This is a genomic window from Salmonella sp. SA14318, from assembly GCF_029866905.1.
GTDB lineage: Bacteria > Pseudomonadota > Gammaproteobacteria > Enterobacterales > Enterobacteriaceae > Salmonella > Salmonella enterica.
Genome location: NZ_CP123282.1, coordinates 3,482,831 through 3,499,417, shown reverse-complemented (window position 1 = coordinate 3,499,417; position 16,587 = coordinate 3,482,831). Strand labels below are relative to the sequence as shown.

Sequence of the window (16,587 nt, the reverse complement as noted above, 5' to 3'; positions counted from 1 at the left end):
TCAATAGCGCGATATATCCTGGTAATATGTTTATGCCGTGAAGAAACGTGATAGCACTGGGGCGGATATTTTTATGAGTCAGAACAATTATCTGATTGACAAAAGAGTTATTCTTGATTGTGAACGAATGACGCTTTCCTGCGCCGGAGAGTCGATAACGATATCTGAATCGGAACGCAGTTTGCTTATCGCTTTTCATGAAGGCCTTTTTAAAAAAGATGATTTAATTAACTATGTCTGGGGGCGCAAAGGTGTCGTGGTCTCTGATGCCAGTTATTATAAATTGATTAACCAGCTACGAGGGTCATTTGATAAAATTGGTCTTAAGGGGGCGTCTGTTGTGACTCGTCCTCGCGTGGGTGTTTTACTCTCAGTTTCCATTGAACCGTTGAGTGATGAGGCGCAAAATACGCCGTTGCCTGCTGTTGCTGAAACAGAATTATCGACGGTTGAAGTGCGACGCGATGACACTATTATCCCCCCAATACCGGGCGCTGTGAATAAAAAAGATTGGCTCTACTTTTGCCTGGCCGCGCTTCTGATGTTTTTTATGATGTATAAAGTTAAGGGTGAAAATATTGATTACTTTATCCTCCAGGGTTCGTATGATGGATACACTTTTTATAGTGTCGGGCATGATAAAACCCATCTGACGGATATCGTTGAAGCGTACTCTGAGATGAGTAATGAAATACATAAACAAAACGGAAAAATCATTTATTACATTCGCGTTCCTAATACAAATATTTTTGTCCAGTGTCTTAACCAACTTGATATAGCGGAGCCGAAATGCATTTCCATAAAAGAACGTTATTAAGCGTGGCGACGCTTGGAATGTTGGCTGTTTCAGTCGTACTGATGGTAGTTTGGGTACGAAACAGTAGCCATAGTTCTATTAATACTAATGAATTTTTATGCACGACAAGAACGGTAACGACGATACAGCCTAAAGATATCCATGCCGATGGCAGTCTTGTTCTTGATTTTAAGATGAAGAGAATTACGCTTCAATATGAAATAAAAACAAAAGATAACGGTGTAAAAATATTATACCGGGACGTATATATGAAAAATTTACATCGAACAGCGCCTGGTGTTTATACGTTCGAAGTATCCCAGGTAAAAGTCTTTGCCACGGACACGGCTGGCGATCTGTTATCATATTTACGGGTTCTGCATCCGGAAGCGGCTAATGAGATTCGAATATCTAAAGTGGGTGAGAAAACCTTTTTTTATTCTCTTAATCGGCAGCTTTATAACGTTTGTACCGCGCAGTAGATCTGAATGTTGTCTGAATGTGTCAGAAAGCGAGTTGCGAAATTGCCCTCCGCAAGGGTAAAGGTTAACTCAATAATCAATTAAAATACATGCAAAACAATGAGTTATGAATTTTTTACTCGTCAGGGAGGTAACTGATACTCGCTGATAACCTCTCGCAGTCCGCCTGACGGATGCGATGCCAGGATCGGGTCTGAAGCAACTATGAATCCGCCATTAATAAAAAAGTAAGAACTCTGTAAGACTGATTTCATATCCATTATCGAATATATCAGGTTATATTACCTCCGCAGTTGGCATGACTGGTAATAAGCGCATTAGGTGCTCTTAATCTAAATGCTATTTGTGTGCCATAAGTTCCGGTACCGCCTTAATTATATATCAAAAATGGAGTGGTTTTAATGAAAAGACGGTCTTCGTTCCTTGTTTTTTTAGGTTTATTATTAGCGTCACCTTTAGCTTTGGCTAACGATCAGCACACCGTATCGTTTGGTTATGCACAAACTCATCTCAGTTCATTGAAAAATAGCGATAGCAAAGATCTGCGAGGCTTTAATTTTAAATATCGTTACGAGTTCAATGAGACCTGGGGGATGTTAGGCTCATTCACCGCGACGCGCAATGAAATGGAGAACTACACCTGGAAAGAGGGAAAATTGCATAAAAATGGTTCCGATTCTGTAGACTACGGTTCTTTGATGTTTGGACCAACATATCGTTTTAATGACTATGTGAGCCTGTACGGCAATGCGGGTATAGCGACGATGAAATTTAATAAACACTCAAAAGAAGACTCCTTTGCCTACGGCGCTGGTGTAATATTTAATCCTGTTAAGAGTATATCTATCGATGCATCATGGGAAGCAAGCCGTTTCTTCGCTGTGGATGCCAATACATTTGGTGTCAGCGTAGGTTATCGCTTCTGATATTAAAAGTATAAGCGTTACGTTTATGGCAAGGAATTAAAAATAATATGGCGCTGCTACAGAATAGGGATGGTTATAATCAGTCAGGTAATCTTAAGAGGAAGATAAAACACTCACCGTAGCGTTATTCTATTGATGAAATTATGATAAATTCACTATCGGAACAACTTCCGTTAAAAACGATAGGTATAGTTTTAACGGATGATTATTATACTTATTTAGGCATCGCTTCACTCTTTGAGGATGGGAAGTGCTTTATGTTCCCACTCAATGGAGAATATAATTCGTGTCAGATATCAGCTAGCGAAGATATCATAATTATTATTGATGGACGAGTTTTGATTCAGGGGGTCTGGAAAGGTTTTAAGGCGCTCATGCAGCATTATCCACATGCTCGTCGAATCTGGCTCACGCGCAGAGATATTGGAAAACTTTATCCACATGGCTGCGATAGAGATCCTGATATCGATCCCGATTTGGCAAAGCCTGTTTTTATTGAGCATTTCATTAAATATGCTTGTGCAAACGATGTAGCGGTCGGTGAACTTGCGCCGTTGACAAAAAAGGAGGAGGAGTTGTTATGGCACTTTTTATATAAAAAGTCGATGAGTCAGATCGCCAGTAGCTATGGCATGAGTCGTAAGACTTTGTACATTCATAGATTGCGTATCTGTCGTAAATATGGCTTCAAACGCTTTTTCCATTTGCTATTTATTTACCAAAGAAGTCGCCATATCTTCGCATCTAAAATTTGCCGTGTAGACAAAAACGCCGATCAGGCTTGAAGCAAACAAGATGAAAAAGTTAACGATGAGAGAGTGTGAAAGCATCAATCCTACTTTGCTGCTTGCCATTAAGATACTTATCTCGGCGCTTGACGAAAAAACAAAAATAAGGCTCAGAGAGCATATTGAAAAAACTGAACAAGAAATAGCCTCAAGCATACATGATAGCATCATGACAGAGACTTTTCTTCAGCAAATGAAAGACATTCGTTACATCTTAAATATAGTTCCTTGACGGCGTTCAGAAGCAAGAACGCGTTATTATTTAATGATTAATAGACCAGGTATTAGTATGAAAAAGATCTTAGTATGTTTCGTCGGCTTGGCTTTAACCGCATGTAGCGCTAATTCGTTGAATTATGGCGCTGAACAGGTACGGGTGATGACCAGCGAGCCAGGTAAGGAATGCAGCTACTTAGGGGATATCACGGGCAGCCAGGGGAATTTCTTTACCGGTGGCTGGACTTCCAACAGTAACCTGGAAACGGGGGCCCGTAACGATCTGAAAAACAAAGCTTATAAAATGGGCGGCAATACGGTAGTCCTGTTAACCCAGCGTGCAGGCCAGACAGGAAGTTCATGGCACGGTTCGGGCTCAAGCAAACAAACCAATGTCACGTTAAGCGGGAACGTTTATCGTTGCCCTCGTTAACCTTATTTTGCAGGCAATATATGCCTGTTTAGCGCGCGCGCCGCACTGGCGACGCGCGCGCTATTTGGGCTAACCTTGCTTTTTCTCGCTGTATTCCCGCCAACCGCCGCCTAATGCTTTATACAGATTAATGATATTCAGCTGTTGCATGAGCCGTGTGCGCACCAGACGCTGCTGCGCGCCATAAAGCATACGATGGGTATCAAGCAGCGTAAGGTAGTCATCGACGCCTTCCTGAAAACGGAGTCCGGCCAGCTCATAGGCGATTTGACTGGCTTCAACCGCGCGTTGTTCTGATTGCACCTGGTCATTCAGCGTACGCTGTCCCGCCAGACCATCCGCCACGTCGCGAAAGGCTTGCTGAATAACGTTTTCATACCTGGCGATTTCAATCTGTTTTTGGAGATACGCCCTATCCAGGTCAGCGCGTAATGCGCCGCCGTGAAAGAGAGGCAAGGTGATTTGCGGTAGAAAGCGCCAGCTTCCCGATCCCGGTTCAAAGAGTCCGCTAAGAGACGCGCTGGCCGTTCCCGCCGCGCCTGTCAGGCTGATGGTCGGGAAGAAGGCGGCGCGCGCTGCGCCTATCCGGGCGTTTGCGCCGCGCAGCCTGTACTCGGCGGCGCGAATATCCGGGCGGCGTACCAGCAGATCTGACGGTAATCCGCCTGGCAGAGTGGTCGGGATCGCGTCTTCCGTAAGCGTGACCGCTTCGTTTAGTCGACGCGACAGTTCAGGCGTGAGCGGCTGGCCCAACAGCAATTCCAGCGCGTTACGATCCCGCGCCAACTGTCGCGTATACGCCGCGCGATTGATTTCGGCAGAACGCAGCGCGATCTCCGCCATACGCAGATCGAGCTGTGTGGCGTTGCCTGTCCGGGCAAGCTGGGTTGTCAATGTGTATGAACTTTTTTGCGCGGCCAGCGTATCCTCGGTTAAGCGCAGCAGCTCCCGGTCAGCCCGTAGCGTCAGCCAGGCGCTGGCGACTTCGGAAACCAGGCTCATTCGCGCCGCAATGTACGTCTCATCAAGCGCCATATAGGCGGCTAATGCCTGGTCGCTAAGGCTTCGCACTCGCCCCCAGAGATCCAGTTCCCAGGCCGTCGTCGCCCCAGCCATCTCGTAGCGTCGGTTAATCTCAGGCTCGTCCGTGACGCTGAGATCGGCGGGAGTGCGACTGGCGTCCATGGCGGTGGCGATGCCGAGCGTCGGCAGCATCTCCGCGCGCTGAATACGGTATAACGCCCGGGCGGCTTCAACATTGAGCCCTGCCTTGCGTAAATCCCGATTATTGCGTAACGCGATCGCGATCAGTTCCTGTAGAAGCGGATCGTGGAAGAAATCACGCCAGCCAATGTCAGCGGCATCCGGCGCGCCAGAAACGGTTGACGTTGCGTAGGGATAGACCATCGCAGTCGGCGATGCGGGGCGTTCGTGCTTCGGCGCCATCGTACAGCCAGCAAGCGTGGTGACGAAAGCAAGCGTCGCCAGCGTGGCGGTCTGCCGATAGCCTGTAAAAGTGATCTTCATTATGCCATTCCCATCATTATGCTTGCTGATCATGTGAATCAACGCGGTTCTCACGCTTTAATGCCATCCTGCGAACCACCACGTAAAACACAGGCGTCAATAACAGGCCGAAGAGCGTGACGCCCAACATGCCGGCAAACACGGCGATGCCCATCGCATGTCGCATTTCCGCGCCGGCACCCGTCGCGAGTACCAGCGGTACTACGCCTGCGATAAAGGCGAATGAGGTCATCAGGATAGGACGCAGACGCAGGCGGGACGCTTCCAGTACGGCGGTCAGCGGGTCTGCGCCGTCGTGTTCTTTGGCGCGGGCAAACTCGACAATCAAAATGGCGTTCTTGGCCGCCAGGCCGACCAGCACCACGAAACCAATCTGCGTAAAGATATTGTTATCTCCGCCAGATACCCACACGCCGACAATGGCTGAGAGTAATGACATAGGCGCAATAAGCAGGACGGCGAAGGGCAGCGACCAACTGTTGTACTGCGCCGCCAGGATCAGGAAGGCCAGCAGCACCGCCAGCGCAAAGATAGCAAGCGCGGAGTTGCCGGCCTGTTTTTCCTGATAAACCAGATCGGTCCATTCGAAGACCATCCCTTCCGGCAACGTTTCACGCACGATCTTTTCAATCGCGTCCGTCGCCTGTCCGGAGGAGAAGCCCGGAGCCGGTCCACCGCTAATATCTACCGAGGGGAAGCCGTTGTAATGGATGATTCTGTCCGGCCCCGACTGGCGCATAATCGTGACGAAAGCGCTAAGCGGGATCATCTCGCCCTTCGCATTGCGGACTTTAAGCAGGCCGATATCCTCTTGTTGCATACGGAATGGCGCATCGGCCTGCGCCATCACCCGCCAGGTACGGCCAAATCGGTTGAAATCGTTGACGTAAAGCGAGCCGAGGTTAATTTGCAACGTTTCAAAGATGTCGGTGAGCGATACCCCCATTGATTTCGCCTTTACCCGGTCGATATCCACCTGTAATTGCGGGGCGTTCGTCTGGAAACTGGCCAGCATATTGGCCAGTTCGGGCGTCTGCATCGCCTTAGACATAATCTCGCTTTGCACCTTTGTCATCGCTTCAAATCCCAGTTCCGCACGATCTTCAATCTGCAATTTAAAGCCGCCCGTCGCGCCAAGCCCTGGAACCGGCGGCGGCGGGAAGATGCCAATAAACCCGTCGGGAATGTGGCTAAATTTGTGCATTAGCTTTCCGGCGATAGCGTTAGCGGAAAGCGAAGGATCTTCACGCTCGTCAAAGGGTTTTAGCATGGCGAACATCAGCGCCGAATTTGGCACATTTACCGGGCCGTTAACCGACAGACCGGGGAAGACGACGACGCTTTCAACGCCGGGTTCCGCCAGCGCGATAGCGGACATCTGTTTCACGACCGCCTCTGTGCGATCCAACGATGCGCCGCTTGGGAGCTGGGCGATGCCGACGAGATAGTATTTATCCTGCGCAGGCACAAACCCGTTCGGCACCTGATGGAAGCCAAGCCAGGTCAGCCCCACAAAGCCAGCATAGAGCACCATCACAATGACGCTGCCGCGCACGGCCCGACGGACGGCGCTAACATAGCGGTTCGACGCGCTGTCGAAGAAACGGTTAAAGCGATGGAAAAAACCGCCAGTGACCGTGCCCATCAACCGCGTTAGCCAGTCAGCCTTCGCAGTATCGTGGTGCGGTCTTAGCAAAATGGCAGCCAGCGCAGGGGAGAGCGTCAGCGAGTTAATGGCCGAAAGGATGGTCGAAATAGCGATGGTCAACGCGAACTGACGATAAAACTCACCCTGCAGGCCCGCCAGGAATGCGGAAGGGATAAAGACCGCCGTCAGCACCGAGGTAATAGAAAGAATGGGACCAGTGACTTCATCCATCGCCTTCTTTGCCGCCTCTCCGGGACTTTTGCCCTGCGAGATATGCCGTTCCACGTTTTCGACCACAACGATGGCGTCATCGACAACGATACCTATCGACAAGACCAAACCAAACAGCGAAAGCGTATTCAGCGAAAAGCCAAACAGGTGCATCAAGGCAAAGGTGCCGACCAGCGAAACGGGAACCGCCACCAGAGGAATAATGGACGCCCGCCAGGTTTGCAGGAACAGCACCACGACAAGGACGACCAGCACAAGGGCTTCCAGCAACGTAATCGCCACCGATTGTAGCGATGCGCGCACGAAGACCGTAGGATCATAGGCAATCCGGTATTCGATATCCTGCGGGAAGTTTTGCTGCAACTCATCCATTTTGCCGCGAATCGCGTTAGAAACGTCAATCGCATTGGCGCCCGGACTTTGAATAATCTGTAACGCTGGCGCCGCTTCGCCATTCAGTAAACTGCGCAGCGTATAGGCATCTGCGCCCAGCGTGACGCGGGCGACATCACGCAGACGCGTCACCTCGCCGTCAGCGCCGATTTTTACCACAATCTCGCCGAACTGTTCTTCGCTGGTCAGGCGGCCCAGCGTGTTCACCGTCATCTGAAAAGCGGCGGAGGCCTCCGGCTGCTGCCCGACGGAACCGGCGGCGACCTGTACGTTTTGTTCCCGCAACGCCGTAACGATATCACTGGCGGTAAGACCGCGGTTGGCGATTTTCGCCGGGTCCAGCCAGACACGCATGGCGTACTCGCCCGCGCCCCAGACGAGAACATCGCCGACGCCGGGTAAACGGGCCAGCTCGTCGCGAACCTGCCGGATGGCGAAGTTAGACAGGTAAAGCGAGTCATAGCGTTTTTGCGGCGAGACAAGATGGACCACCATCAACATGTCGGGGGACGTTTTCTCCGTTACAACGCCAATTCGCTGGACTTCTTCGGGCAGGCGAGGCAGCGCGCGGGATACCCGGTTTTGCACCTGAATTTGCGCCATATCAGGATCGGTTCCCTGTTCGAAGGCGATAGAGATAACCATGCGACCATCAATGGCCATCTGGGTATTCATATACAACATGCCGTCAACGCCGTTGATCACCTGTTCCAGCGGCGCGGCTACCGTATCGGCAATCACTTGCGGGTTAGCGCCGGGGTAGCTGGCGCTAACCTGTACCGTGGGCGGCGTAACGGCCGGATATTCACTCAGCGGCAGTTTTAAAAAGGCGATAGCGCCAGCCAGCAGCATTAACAGCGACAGGACGATGGCGAAGATGGGTCGTGCGATGAAAAAGTGGGTGAATTTCATTGGCGCACCGCCTTCGGCGCACTGTCGCCGTCCGCTTTAGTCAATGTCGCGGTCTGTTTGTCGGTCACATTCTGCCGCATCGGCACCAGACGCGGCGCAACGGTCATGCCAGGACGCACCAGCCCCTTGAGGATGATTTTTTCTCCCGGCAGTACTCCCTGTGTAACGACGCGGAGTCCATCGACCATTTGTCCCAGCTCAACCGGACGATACTCCACCTGATTCTCCTTGCCGACGATCAGCACATAGTTTTTGCCCTGATCGGCGCTCACCGCCAGATCGTCAATTAGCACGGTTTCCCGCGGCTCGCCGATGGGCAAACTGATTCGGGCAAACAGGCCGGGAGAAAGCATTCCGTCGGGGTCAGGAATCACGGCACGCGCCCGGATAGTGCCGGTGCTGCGGTTCATCTGATTGCCCATAAAGTCGAGTACGCCCTGATAAGGCAGCCCGTTATCGGTGGTTAACCCCATGTTGACTACCGGTGGATTTTTGTCGGAGCGGGTATGCCGTAACGCCTTCAGCCAGGTGGCTTCGTCAATATCGAAATACACATACATGGGATTGTGAGACACGATAGTCGTCAGAAGCGTGGCGTTACCCGCTACGCCGCCGCTGACCAGATTGCCCCGGGTCACCAGTATGCGGTCAACGCGTCCGGCAATGGGCGCGGTAATACGGGTCCAGGAGAGTTCAAGGCGCGCTGCGGCGACGGCGGCTTTGGCCGATTGCATCTGCGCCTGTCGCGCATTACGCGTGGCGGTGACATCGTCAGCGTTTTTACGTGATACGGCGCCGCTGGCGACCAGTCGTTGAATGCGATCGAAATCCGCCTGCGCCTGGCGGGCCAGTACTTCAGCCTGACGTAATTGCGCGACGGCGGTGTCGAGGGCGACCTCGAACGGGCGCGGATCGATCTGGAACAGCAGTTGTCCGCGGCTTACCAGACGTCCTTCCGGAACGCTGACGGCGTCAAGGGTTCCTCCCACGCGCGAACGCAGCTCCACGGTCTCCGGCGCGGCCAGAAAACCGGTGAATTCCGCCGTAGGCGCGAGTGTGCGGCTAAGGGCTTTAGCAACCGGTACCGACGGTGGAGGCGGCGCGCTGGCCGGTGGTCCGACGGCGTTGTCTTTATCCCATAGTGCTTCGCCGGCCATATAAATCACGCCCCCGATGGCGGCGATGACGCCGGCTATCAACATAATTTTGAATGTTCTACGCATGTCGTTTCCCTCTTTACCGCAGCGTGTCGGCCATTCCGCAACGCTGCCGCAGAATTTTTGGCAAAGGCTAGGCGTTACAACGAAGGAAAGGTCAAGCGTTCCTGACGGTTTTTACGGGGCGTGGGTCGGCATCGTGGCGTAAATGTCTCGCATCATCCTCTTTTATGAGCCACCTCACATTCTCGCCGAACCGTGCAGCCTGAATACGCTTGACCTTCCCACAATGGCAAGCTTTAGGCTTTCTGATATCGAATAGTCAGGATGGGGAAGTCGTCATGAGTCAGTCAGAAAATCGTCACGACACGATAAGCTTGCTTATTGAAGGTATGACCTGCGCGTCGTGTGTCGCTCGCGTTGAAAAAGGTATTAAGGCTGTGCCTGGCGTAACGGACGCTACGGTGAATCTGGCGACGGAGCGCGCCACCGTTCGCGGGACGGCGTCGGCGGAGGCGGTGATCGCGGCGATTGAAAAAACGGGGTATGAGGCGCGACCGGTAGAGACGGCGGGGCAGGGCGAAGACGACTCTGAAGAGAAAAAAGAGGCCGAGCGCGTCAGGCTGAAGCGCGATCTGATTCTCGCCAGCGTGCTGGCGCTCCCCGTTTTTGTGCTTGAAATGGGTTCGCACCTTATTCCTGGTATGCACGAGTGGGTGATAAAAACGATTGGCCTGCAACAAAGCTGGTTCTGGCAATTTGCACTGACCCTGTTGGTGCTGACGATCCCCGGTCGCCGTTTTTACCTTAAAGGGTTTCCGGCGCTGGCGCGTCTGGCGCCGGACATGAACTCGCTGGTCGCCGTGGGAACCGCAGCGGCATTCGGCTACTCGCTGGTGGCGACCTTTACGCCCGACCTGTTGCCTGAAGGGACGGTAAACGTCTATTACGAGGCCGCCGCAGTGATTGTCGCGCTTATTCTGCTGGGGCGCTTTCTGGAGGCAAGGGCGAAGGGGCGGACTTCCGAAGCGATTAAACGTCTGGTGGGGCTACAGGCGCGGGTCGCGCATGTGTTACGCGAGGGCCGCATCGTGGATATCCCTGTCGACGAGGTTGTGCTGGGCGACTGTGTGGAGGTTCGGCCAGGCGAGCGGATACCGGTTGACGGCGAAGTGACCGAAGGCCGCAGCTTCGTTGACGAGTCGATGATTACCGGCGAACCGATACCGGTAGAGAAATCCGCAGGAAGCGCGGTGGTGGGCGGTACCGTAAACCAAAAAGGCGCGCTCACGCTGCGGGCGACCGCCGTCGGCGGACAGACCATGCTGGCGCAAATCATTCGTCTGGTGGAACAGGCGCAGGGTTCAAAACTGCCGATTCAGGCCGTCGTGGATAAAGTGACGCTGTGGTTTGTCCCGATGGTGATGCTTATTGCTGCGCTGACCTTTGTGGTATGGCTGGCGTTTGGGCCGTCGCCTGCGCTGACTTTCGCTCTGATCAATGGCGTTGCGGTTCTGATTATCGCCTGTCCTTGCGCGATGGGCCTGGCGACGCCGACCTCTATTATGGTGGGAACCGGTCGTGGGGCGGAAATGGGCGTGCTGTTCCGTAAGGGGGAGGCGTTACAGCTACTCAAAGACGCTAAGGTGGTGGCCGTAGACAAAACCGGGACGCTTACCGAAGGCCGCCCGGTACTGACCGATCTCGACGTGGCCAGCGGCTTTGAACGCCGTGAGGTGCTGGCGAAAGTCGCGGCGGTAGAATCGCGTTCAGAGCATCCGATTGCCCGTGCGATTGTCGTGTCGGCAGAAGAGGAAGGGATCGCGCTACCAGGCATGAGCGGCTTCGAATCGGTGACCGGGATGGGCGTATACGCTACCGTTGCCGGTACACGTGTTGACGTGGGGGCCGATCGCTATATGCGCGAAATTGGCGTGGATATTAGCGGCTTCGCCACCACCGCCGAACGGTTAGGACAGGAAGGGAAATCGCCGCTCTATGCGGCTATTGACGGTCAACCGGCGGCGATTATCGCCGTGGCCGATCCGATCAAACCCAGTACGCCCGCCGCAATTAACGCTTTACATCAGCTCGGCATTAAGGTCGCCATGATCACTGGCGATAATGCCCGCACGGCACAGGCTATCGCCAGACAGTTAGGGATTGATGACGTGGTCGCCGAGGTATTGCCAGAAGGGAAAGTCGAGGCGATACGGCGCCTGAAAGCGGCGTATGGGCAGGTGGCGTTTGTCGGCGATGGCATCAACGATGCGCCAGCGCTGGCGGAGTCCGACGTGGGGCTGGCGATTGGCACCGGCACCGATGTGGCGGTGGAATCCGCCGACGTCGTACTAATGTCCGGCAACCTGCAAGGCGTGCCGAATGCTATCGCGCTGTCTAAAGCGACCATCCGCAATATCCACCAGAATCTGTTCTGGGCCTTTGCTTACAATACGGCGCTGATTCCTGTCGCGGCAGGCGCGCTATTTCCGGTCTGGGGCATATTATTGTCCCCGGTATTCGCCGCAGGGGCGATGGCGATGTCGAGCGTGTTCGTGCTGGGCAACGCTTTGCGGCTGCGCCGTTTCCGGGCGCCGATGGCAACCCCATCCGACACATCCACGACCTGAGGAGGAGCGTCATGAACATCGGTAAAGCAGCTAAAGCATCGAAAGTTTCGGCCAAAATGATTCGCTACTATGAACAGATTGGTCTGATTCCCGCGGCAAGTCGGACGGATTCCGGCTATCGGGCCTATACCCAGGCTGATGTTAATCAATTGCATTTTATACGCCGCGCGCGCGACCTCGGATTTTCAGTTGCTGAAATCAGCGACTTACTGAATCTTTGGAATAACCAGTCGCGGCAAAGCGCTGACGTCAAACGCCTGGCGCAGACGCACATTGATGAACTGGACAGACGTATCCAGAACATGCAGCACATGGCGCAAACCCTCAAAGCGCTGATTCACTGCTGCGCCGGCGACGCGCTGCCAGATTGCCCCATTTTGCATACGCTTGGACAACCTGACGATAGCGAGCCGGAGGCGCGTACCGGAGCGGTGCTGCGCCGTCCTCGTCGCCACGGACTGGCAAAGCGTCTGTAAGTCCTGAGATTACGCTTGACCTTCCAACACTGGCAAGGCCCAGACTGGCAACAGTTCCCACACAAAAGGAGTTCACTATGCAGTTCCATATTGATGACATGACCTGCGGCGGCTGCGCCAGTACGGTAAAAAAGACGATTCTGACTCTCGATGCTAATGCGACGGTGAGAACTGACCCGGCGACGCGTCTGGTTGACGTTGAAACGTCGCTATCCGCGGAGCAGATTGCCGCCGCCCTGCAAAAGGCCGGTTTCCCGTCGCGCGAAAGGTAATCGTCAATGGCGATCGGTCTGGCGACAGGCCGGTCGCGATACGCTAGCCACGCTTCGCTTTTCTTTGCGTGAGATAATCCCCATAAAAAATGTGACAAATCATGTGCCAGTAAGCTTTGTTAATAATATGTAATGATTTGTCTATTTTTGCTAACATTTTACCTGCTATATACAAAAAGATAACAAATAAGTAGCGCAACGCTACCTTGTTACGTCGCTTTGACGACGGGTGCGCTCCAGCGTTTCGCCGCTTCAAAGCTTGATGTTATTTTTTGATGCAGGACACTACCTATGTACACCCCCCTGAACTGGACGACGACACAACGACATGTGGCGTTTGCCAGCTTTACCAGTTGGATGCTGGATGCGTTTGATTTCTTTATCCTTGTCTTTGTACTTAGCGATCTCGCCGAATGGTTTCACGCTTCCGTATCGGACGTTTCCATTGCGATTATGCTGACCCTGGCGGTACGTCCCATTGGCGCGCTGCTATTTGGTCGAATGGCGGAAAAGTACGGACGTCGACCGATACTGATGCTCAATATTCTGTTCTTTACGGTGTTTGAACTGCTTTCCGCCTGGTCGCCCACCTTCATGGCATTTCTGATTTTTCGGGTCATGTACGGCGTGGCGATGGGCGGGATATGGGGCGTCGCGTCATCACTGGCGATGGAAACCATTCCCGATCGTTCGCGTGGCCTGATGTCGGGCATTTTTCAGGCGGGCTATCCCTGCGGCTATCTGTTCGCCTCGGTTATTTTTGGCCTCTTCTACAGTATGGTAGGCTGGCGCGGCATGTTCCTGATTGGCGCCCTGCCTGTTGTCTTGCTGCCTTATATCTGGTTTAAAGTGCCGGAATCCCCCGTCTGGCTGGCGGCCAGAGCGCGTAAAGAGAATACCGCGCTGCTTCCTGTTCTGCGCAAACAGTGGAAGTTGTGTCTGTATCTGGTGCTGGTCATGGCGTTCTTTAACTTTTTCAGTCACGGCACGCAGGATCTCTATCCTACCTTCCTGAAGATGCAGCATGGTTTTGATCCGCATCTGATCAGTATCATTGCGATTTTTTATAACATTGCCGCCATGCTCGGCGGTATTTTCTACGGTACGCTATCGGAACGTATTGGGCGTAAAAAAGCGATCATGATCGCCGCCTTTCTTGCGCTTCCGGTACTCCCGCTATGGGCATTTTCCAGCGGATCATTCACGATTGGCCTGGGCGCGTTCCTGATGCAGTTTATGGTGCAGGGCGCCTGGGGTGTCGTGCCGACCTGGCTGAACGAGCTGGTTCCGGCGAATGCGCGCGCCGTGCTGCCAGGGTTTGTTTACCAACTCGGTAATTTACTGGCGTCGGTTAATGCGACGTTACAGGCCCGCATCGCGGAAACGCATGGTGGCAATTACGGGTTGGCAATGGCGATCGTGGCTGGCGCGGTGGCTATTTTAATCTGTGTATTTGTGGCATTTGGTCGCGAGACCCGGGGAGTCGTCATCTCCGGTACAGATAGCGACGCCCTCCCAGAGTCGGCCATCAGTCATCGCACGTAAACACTACGCTCCTGGCGCATACTGTCGCCGGGAGCACGCCTTCCCCCCGTCGTTTTCACGCCCTTTCAACGAACAACAAAGGTTAATGATGGCATCTGCCTTTCGTGACCATTACAATCATCGCTTACTTTTTTCTTTATAAGAAATTGATTGTTGGACCTTAAAATTATCAACGGAGCGAAGATATCATGTTGAAAGATAACCAGAAACACAACGAGTCTGTTGCCCCGAATAGCGCCTTTCTGTCTGAGTTACAACGTGCATTACCGGAATTTTTTACCGCCGATCGCTATAACGAGCAGGGCGAACTGATCGCGAAAGGCGGATTTGATCTCGCCAAATTTGAGCGCGCGCTGAAAGCGCGTAATATTGATGAGCTGACGAGCGGTTATCAGATTGATTTTATTGGCAAAGATTACGCAAAAAAACAGGCGGGTGAAAAATCCGTTACCGTTATCGTCCCTGACGTGGAACACAATACTCTGGCAGAAAATAAAAACAGCCATAATCTTTTTCTGACCGGAGATAATCTGGATGTGTTACGCCATCTGCAAAATAATTACGCCGATACCGTCGATATGATCTATATCGATCCCCCTTATAACACCGGGTCGGACGGGTTTGTCTATCCCGATCATTTTGAATATAGCGATCGGGCGTTGCAGGATATGTTTGGTCTTAATGATACTGAACTGGCACGTTTAAAATCCATTCAGGGTAAATCGACGCACTCTGCATGGTTATCTTTCATGTATCCGCGTCTTTTCCTGGCCAGGAAGCTCCTGAAAGATACCGGATTTATTTTTATCTCTATCGACGATAATGAGTACGCCAATCTTAAATTAATGATGGATGAGATTTTTGGCGAAGGCGGATTTGTCACCAATGTGATGTGGAAGCGCAAAAAAGAGATTTCTAACGACTCTGATAACGTTTCCATCCAGGGGGAATACATTCTTGTTTATGCCAAAACCGGTCAGGGCGCTTTACGTTTAGAACCGCTTTCTAAAGAGTATATTCAGAAATCCTATAAAGAACCGACCGAACAGTTTCCAGAAGGGAAATGGCGCCCGGTGCCGTTAACGGTGTCAAAAGGGCTGAGCGGCGGCGGCTATACCTATAAAATTACCACGCCGAACGGTACGGTACACGAAAGACTATGGGCTTATCCTGAAGCCAGTTACCAAAAACTGGTGGCCGATAATCTGGTCTATTTTGGCAAAGATAACGGCGGTATTCCCCAGCGAGTCATGTACGCGCATCACAGTAAAGGGCAGCCAACGACCAATTACTGGGATAACGTAGCGTCGAATAAAGAGGGGAAAAAGGAGATTCTGGATCTCTTCGGCGACAACGTTTTTGATACGCCGAAACCGACCGCATTATTGAAGAAAATCATCAAGCTCGCTATCGATAAAGACGGCGTCGTTCTGGACTTTTTTGCCGGTTCCGGTACTACGGCCCATGCGGTGATGGCGCTGAATGAAGAAGATGGGGGGCAGCGCACGTTTATTCTGTGTACTATCGATCAGGCATTAAGCAATAACACTATCGCGAAAAAAGCAGGTTATAACACTATTGATGAAATCAGCCGCGAGCGAATTACACGCGTTGCGGCGAAGATCCGCGCCAACAATCCCGCGACCAATAGCGATCTCGGTTTTAAACATTATCGTTTTGCCACTCCGACACAGCAGACGCTGGACGATCTGGATAGCTTCGATATTGCTACCGGCCATTTTATCAATACCAGCGGTCAACTGGCCGCTTTTACCGAGTCAGGATTTACCGACATGATCAATCCTTTTTCCGCCAGAGGATTGGGCGTGCCGGGCGGCGCAAGCGGCGAAGAGACCTTATTAACGACATGGCTGGTCGCCGATGGTTATAAAATGGATATTGACGTACAGAGCGTTGATTTTTCCGGCTATTGCGCCAGGTATGTTGATAATACGCGCCTGTATCTGATTGATGAACGATGGGGAACCGAGCAGACCCGCGATCTTCTCAACCACATTGGTACGCACCAGCTTCCGGTTCAGACCATTGTCATTTACGGCTACTCTTTCGACCTTGAATCCATTCGTGAACTGGAAATCGGCTTAAAACAGCTTGATCAAAAAGTGAACCTGGTGAAGCGTTATTAAGAGGGGAT

At 52.4% G+C, this 16,587-nt stretch carries 14 protein-coding genes; 11 read left to right on the top strand and 3 right to left on the bottom strand.

Going from position 1 to position 16,587, the window contains the following annotated elements; all coding sequences use genetic code 11:
• Positions 1–73: 73 nt before the first annotated feature.
• From QEN32_RS16805 to QEN32_RS16780, 6 genes are all read left to right on the top strand, one after another.
• Positions 74–817: a transcriptional regulator gene (locus QEN32_RS16805; protein ID WP_045342838.1), complete on the top strand. Its 744-nt coding sequence runs from the start codon at positions 74–76 to the stop codon at positions 815–817.
• The gene (locus tag QEN32_RS16800; RefSeq protein WP_000545426.1) at positions 790–1,278 is read left to right on the top strand and encodes a hypothetical protein; all 489 of its coding nucleotides are present in this window, start codon (positions 790–792) and stop codon (positions 1,276–1,278) included. The genes QEN32_RS16805 and QEN32_RS16800 overlap by 28 nt, the downstream gene beginning before the upstream one ends.
• Positions 1,279–1,679: 401 nt before the next feature.
• Complete coding sequence (locus QEN32_RS16795; protein WP_024798016.1) at positions 1,680–2,204, top strand: Ail/Lom family outer membrane beta-barrel protein; 525 nt, start codon at positions 1,680–1,682, stop codon at positions 2,202–2,204.
• A gap of 143 nt (positions 2,205–2,347) precedes the next feature.
• Positions 2,348–2,989: a helix-turn-helix transcriptional regulator gene (locus QEN32_RS16790; protein WP_000610824.1), complete on the top strand. Its 642-nt coding sequence runs from the start codon at positions 2,348–2,350 to the stop codon at positions 2,987–2,989.
• Between the two features lie 10 nt (positions 2,990–2,999).
• A complete protein-coding gene (locus QEN32_RS16785; protein WP_000737124.1) occupies positions 3,000–3,224 on the top strand; it encodes a membrane protein in 225 nt (74 codons plus the stop codon).
• A gap of 57 nt (positions 3,225–3,281) precedes the next feature.
• Positions 3,282–3,641, top strand: a complete 360-nt coding sequence (locus tag QEN32_RS16780) for a DUF4156 domain-containing protein (RefSeq protein WP_000722978.1) — start codon at positions 3,282–3,284, stop codon at positions 3,639–3,641.
• 69 nt (positions 3,642–3,710) lie between these two features.
• Here the strand turns inward: QEN32_RS16780 and mdsC are convergent, their stop codons facing one another.
• From mdsC to mdsA, 3 genes are read right to left on the bottom strand one after another with little or no spacing between them, the layout of a single operon-like run.
• Positions 3,711–5,168, bottom strand: a complete 1,458-nt coding sequence (gene mdsC / locus QEN32_RS16775; RefSeq protein WP_280144434.1) for a multidrug efflux transporter outer membrane subunit MdsC — start codon at positions 5,166–5,168, stop codon at positions 3,711–3,713.
• 16 nt (positions 5,169–5,184) lie between these two features.
• Positions 5,185–8,352 (bottom strand): multidrug efflux RND transporter permease subunit MdsB, encoded by a 3,168-nt coding sequence (gene mdsB, locus QEN32_RS16770; protein ID WP_000673153.1) that lies wholly within the window; start codon positions 8,350–8,352, stop codon positions 5,185–5,187.
• The gene (gene mdsA, locus QEN32_RS16765) at positions 8,349–9,575 is read right to left on the bottom strand and encodes a multidrug efflux RND transporter periplasmic adaptor subunit MdsA (RefSeq protein WP_001254848.1); all 1,227 of its coding nucleotides are present in this window, start codon (positions 9,573–9,575) and stop codon (positions 8,349–8,351) included. The genes mdsB and mdsA overlap by 4 nt, the downstream gene beginning before the upstream one ends.
• A gap of 275 nt (positions 9,576–9,850) precedes the next feature.
• Between mdsA and golT the strand changes: the two genes are divergently transcribed.
• The 5 genes from golT to QEN32_RS16740 all read left to right on the top strand — a co-directional run bounded on the left by golT (position 9,851) and on the right by QEN32_RS16740 (position 16,579).
• Positions 9,851–12,139, top strand: a complete 2,289-nt coding sequence (gene golT / locus QEN32_RS16760) for a gold/copper-translocating P-type ATPase GolT (protein WP_094914734.1) — start codon at positions 9,851–9,853, stop codon at positions 12,137–12,139.
• Between the two features lie 11 nt (positions 12,140–12,150).
• Complete coding sequence (gene golS, locus QEN32_RS16755; protein ID WP_001020583.1) at positions 12,151–12,615, top strand: Au(I) sensor transcriptional regulator GolS; 465 nt, start codon at positions 12,151–12,153, stop codon at positions 12,613–12,615.
• Between the two features lie 77 nt (positions 12,616–12,692).
• Positions 12,693–12,887: a gold resistance metallochaperone GolB gene (gene golB, locus QEN32_RS16750; RefSeq protein WP_094914735.1), complete on the top strand. Its 195-nt coding sequence runs from the start codon at positions 12,693–12,695 to the stop codon at positions 12,885–12,887.
• A gap of 291 nt (positions 12,888–13,178) precedes the next feature.
• The gene (locus tag QEN32_RS16745; protein WP_000288503.1) at positions 13,179–14,432 is read left to right on the top strand and encodes an MFS transporter; all 1,254 of its coding nucleotides are present in this window, start codon (positions 13,179–13,181) and stop codon (positions 14,430–14,432) included.
• 188 nt (positions 14,433–14,620) lie between these two features.
• Positions 14,621–16,579: a site-specific DNA-methyltransferase gene (locus QEN32_RS16740; RefSeq protein WP_000910362.1), complete on the top strand. Its 1,959-nt coding sequence runs from the start codon at positions 14,621–14,623 to the stop codon at positions 16,577–16,579.
• The last annotated feature ends 8 nt before the right edge of the window (positions 16,580–16,587 follow it).

Bases quoted from the DNA above. Each gene is read 5' to 3' on its own strand.
- QEN32_RS16805 (WP_045342838.1), top strand. From the start codon at position 74: ATGAGTCAGAACAATTATCTGATTGACAAAAGAGTTATTCTTGATTGT.
- QEN32_RS16800 (WP_000545426.1), top strand. From the start codon at position 790: ATGCATTTCCATAAAAGAACGTTATTAAGCGTGGCGACGCTTGGAATG.
- QEN32_RS16795 (WP_024798016.1), top strand. From the start codon at position 1,680: ATGAAAAGACGGTCTTCGTTCCTTGTTTTTTTAGGTTTATTATTAGCG.
- QEN32_RS16790 (WP_000610824.1), top strand. From the start codon at position 2,348: ATGATAAATTCACTATCGGAACAACTTCCGTTAAAAACGATAGGTATA.
- QEN32_RS16785 (WP_000737124.1), top strand. From the start codon at position 3,000: ATGAAAAAGTTAACGATGAGAGAGTGTGAAAGCATCAATCCTACTTTG.
- QEN32_RS16780 (WP_000722978.1), top strand. From the start codon at position 3,282: ATGAAAAAGATCTTAGTATGTTTCGTCGGCTTGGCTTTAACCGCATGT.
- mdsC (WP_280144434.1), bottom strand. From the start codon at position 5,168: ATGAAGATCACTTTTACAGGCTATCGGCAGACCGCCACGCTGGCGACG.
- mdsB (WP_000673153.1), bottom strand. From the start codon at position 8,352: ATGAAATTCACCCACTTTTTCATCGCACGACCCATCTTCGCCATCGTC.
- mdsA (WP_001254848.1), bottom strand. From the start codon at position 9,575: ATGCGTAGAACATTCAAAATTATGTTGATAGCCGGCGTCATCGCCGCC.
- golT (WP_094914734.1), top strand. From the start codon at position 9,851: ATGAGTCAGTCAGAAAATCGTCACGACACGATAAGCTTGCTTATTGAA.
- golS (WP_001020583.1), top strand. From the start codon at position 12,151: ATGAACATCGGTAAAGCAGCTAAAGCATCGAAAGTTTCGGCCAAAATG.
- golB (WP_094914735.1), top strand. From the start codon at position 12,693: ATGCAGTTCCATATTGATGACATGACCTGCGGCGGCTGCGCCAGTACG.
- QEN32_RS16745 (WP_000288503.1), top strand. From the start codon at position 13,179: ATGTACACCCCCCTGAACTGGACGACGACACAACGACATGTGGCGTTT.
- QEN32_RS16740 (WP_000910362.1), top strand. From the start codon at position 14,621: ATGTTGAAAGATAACCAGAAACACAACGAGTCTGTTGCCCCGAATAGC.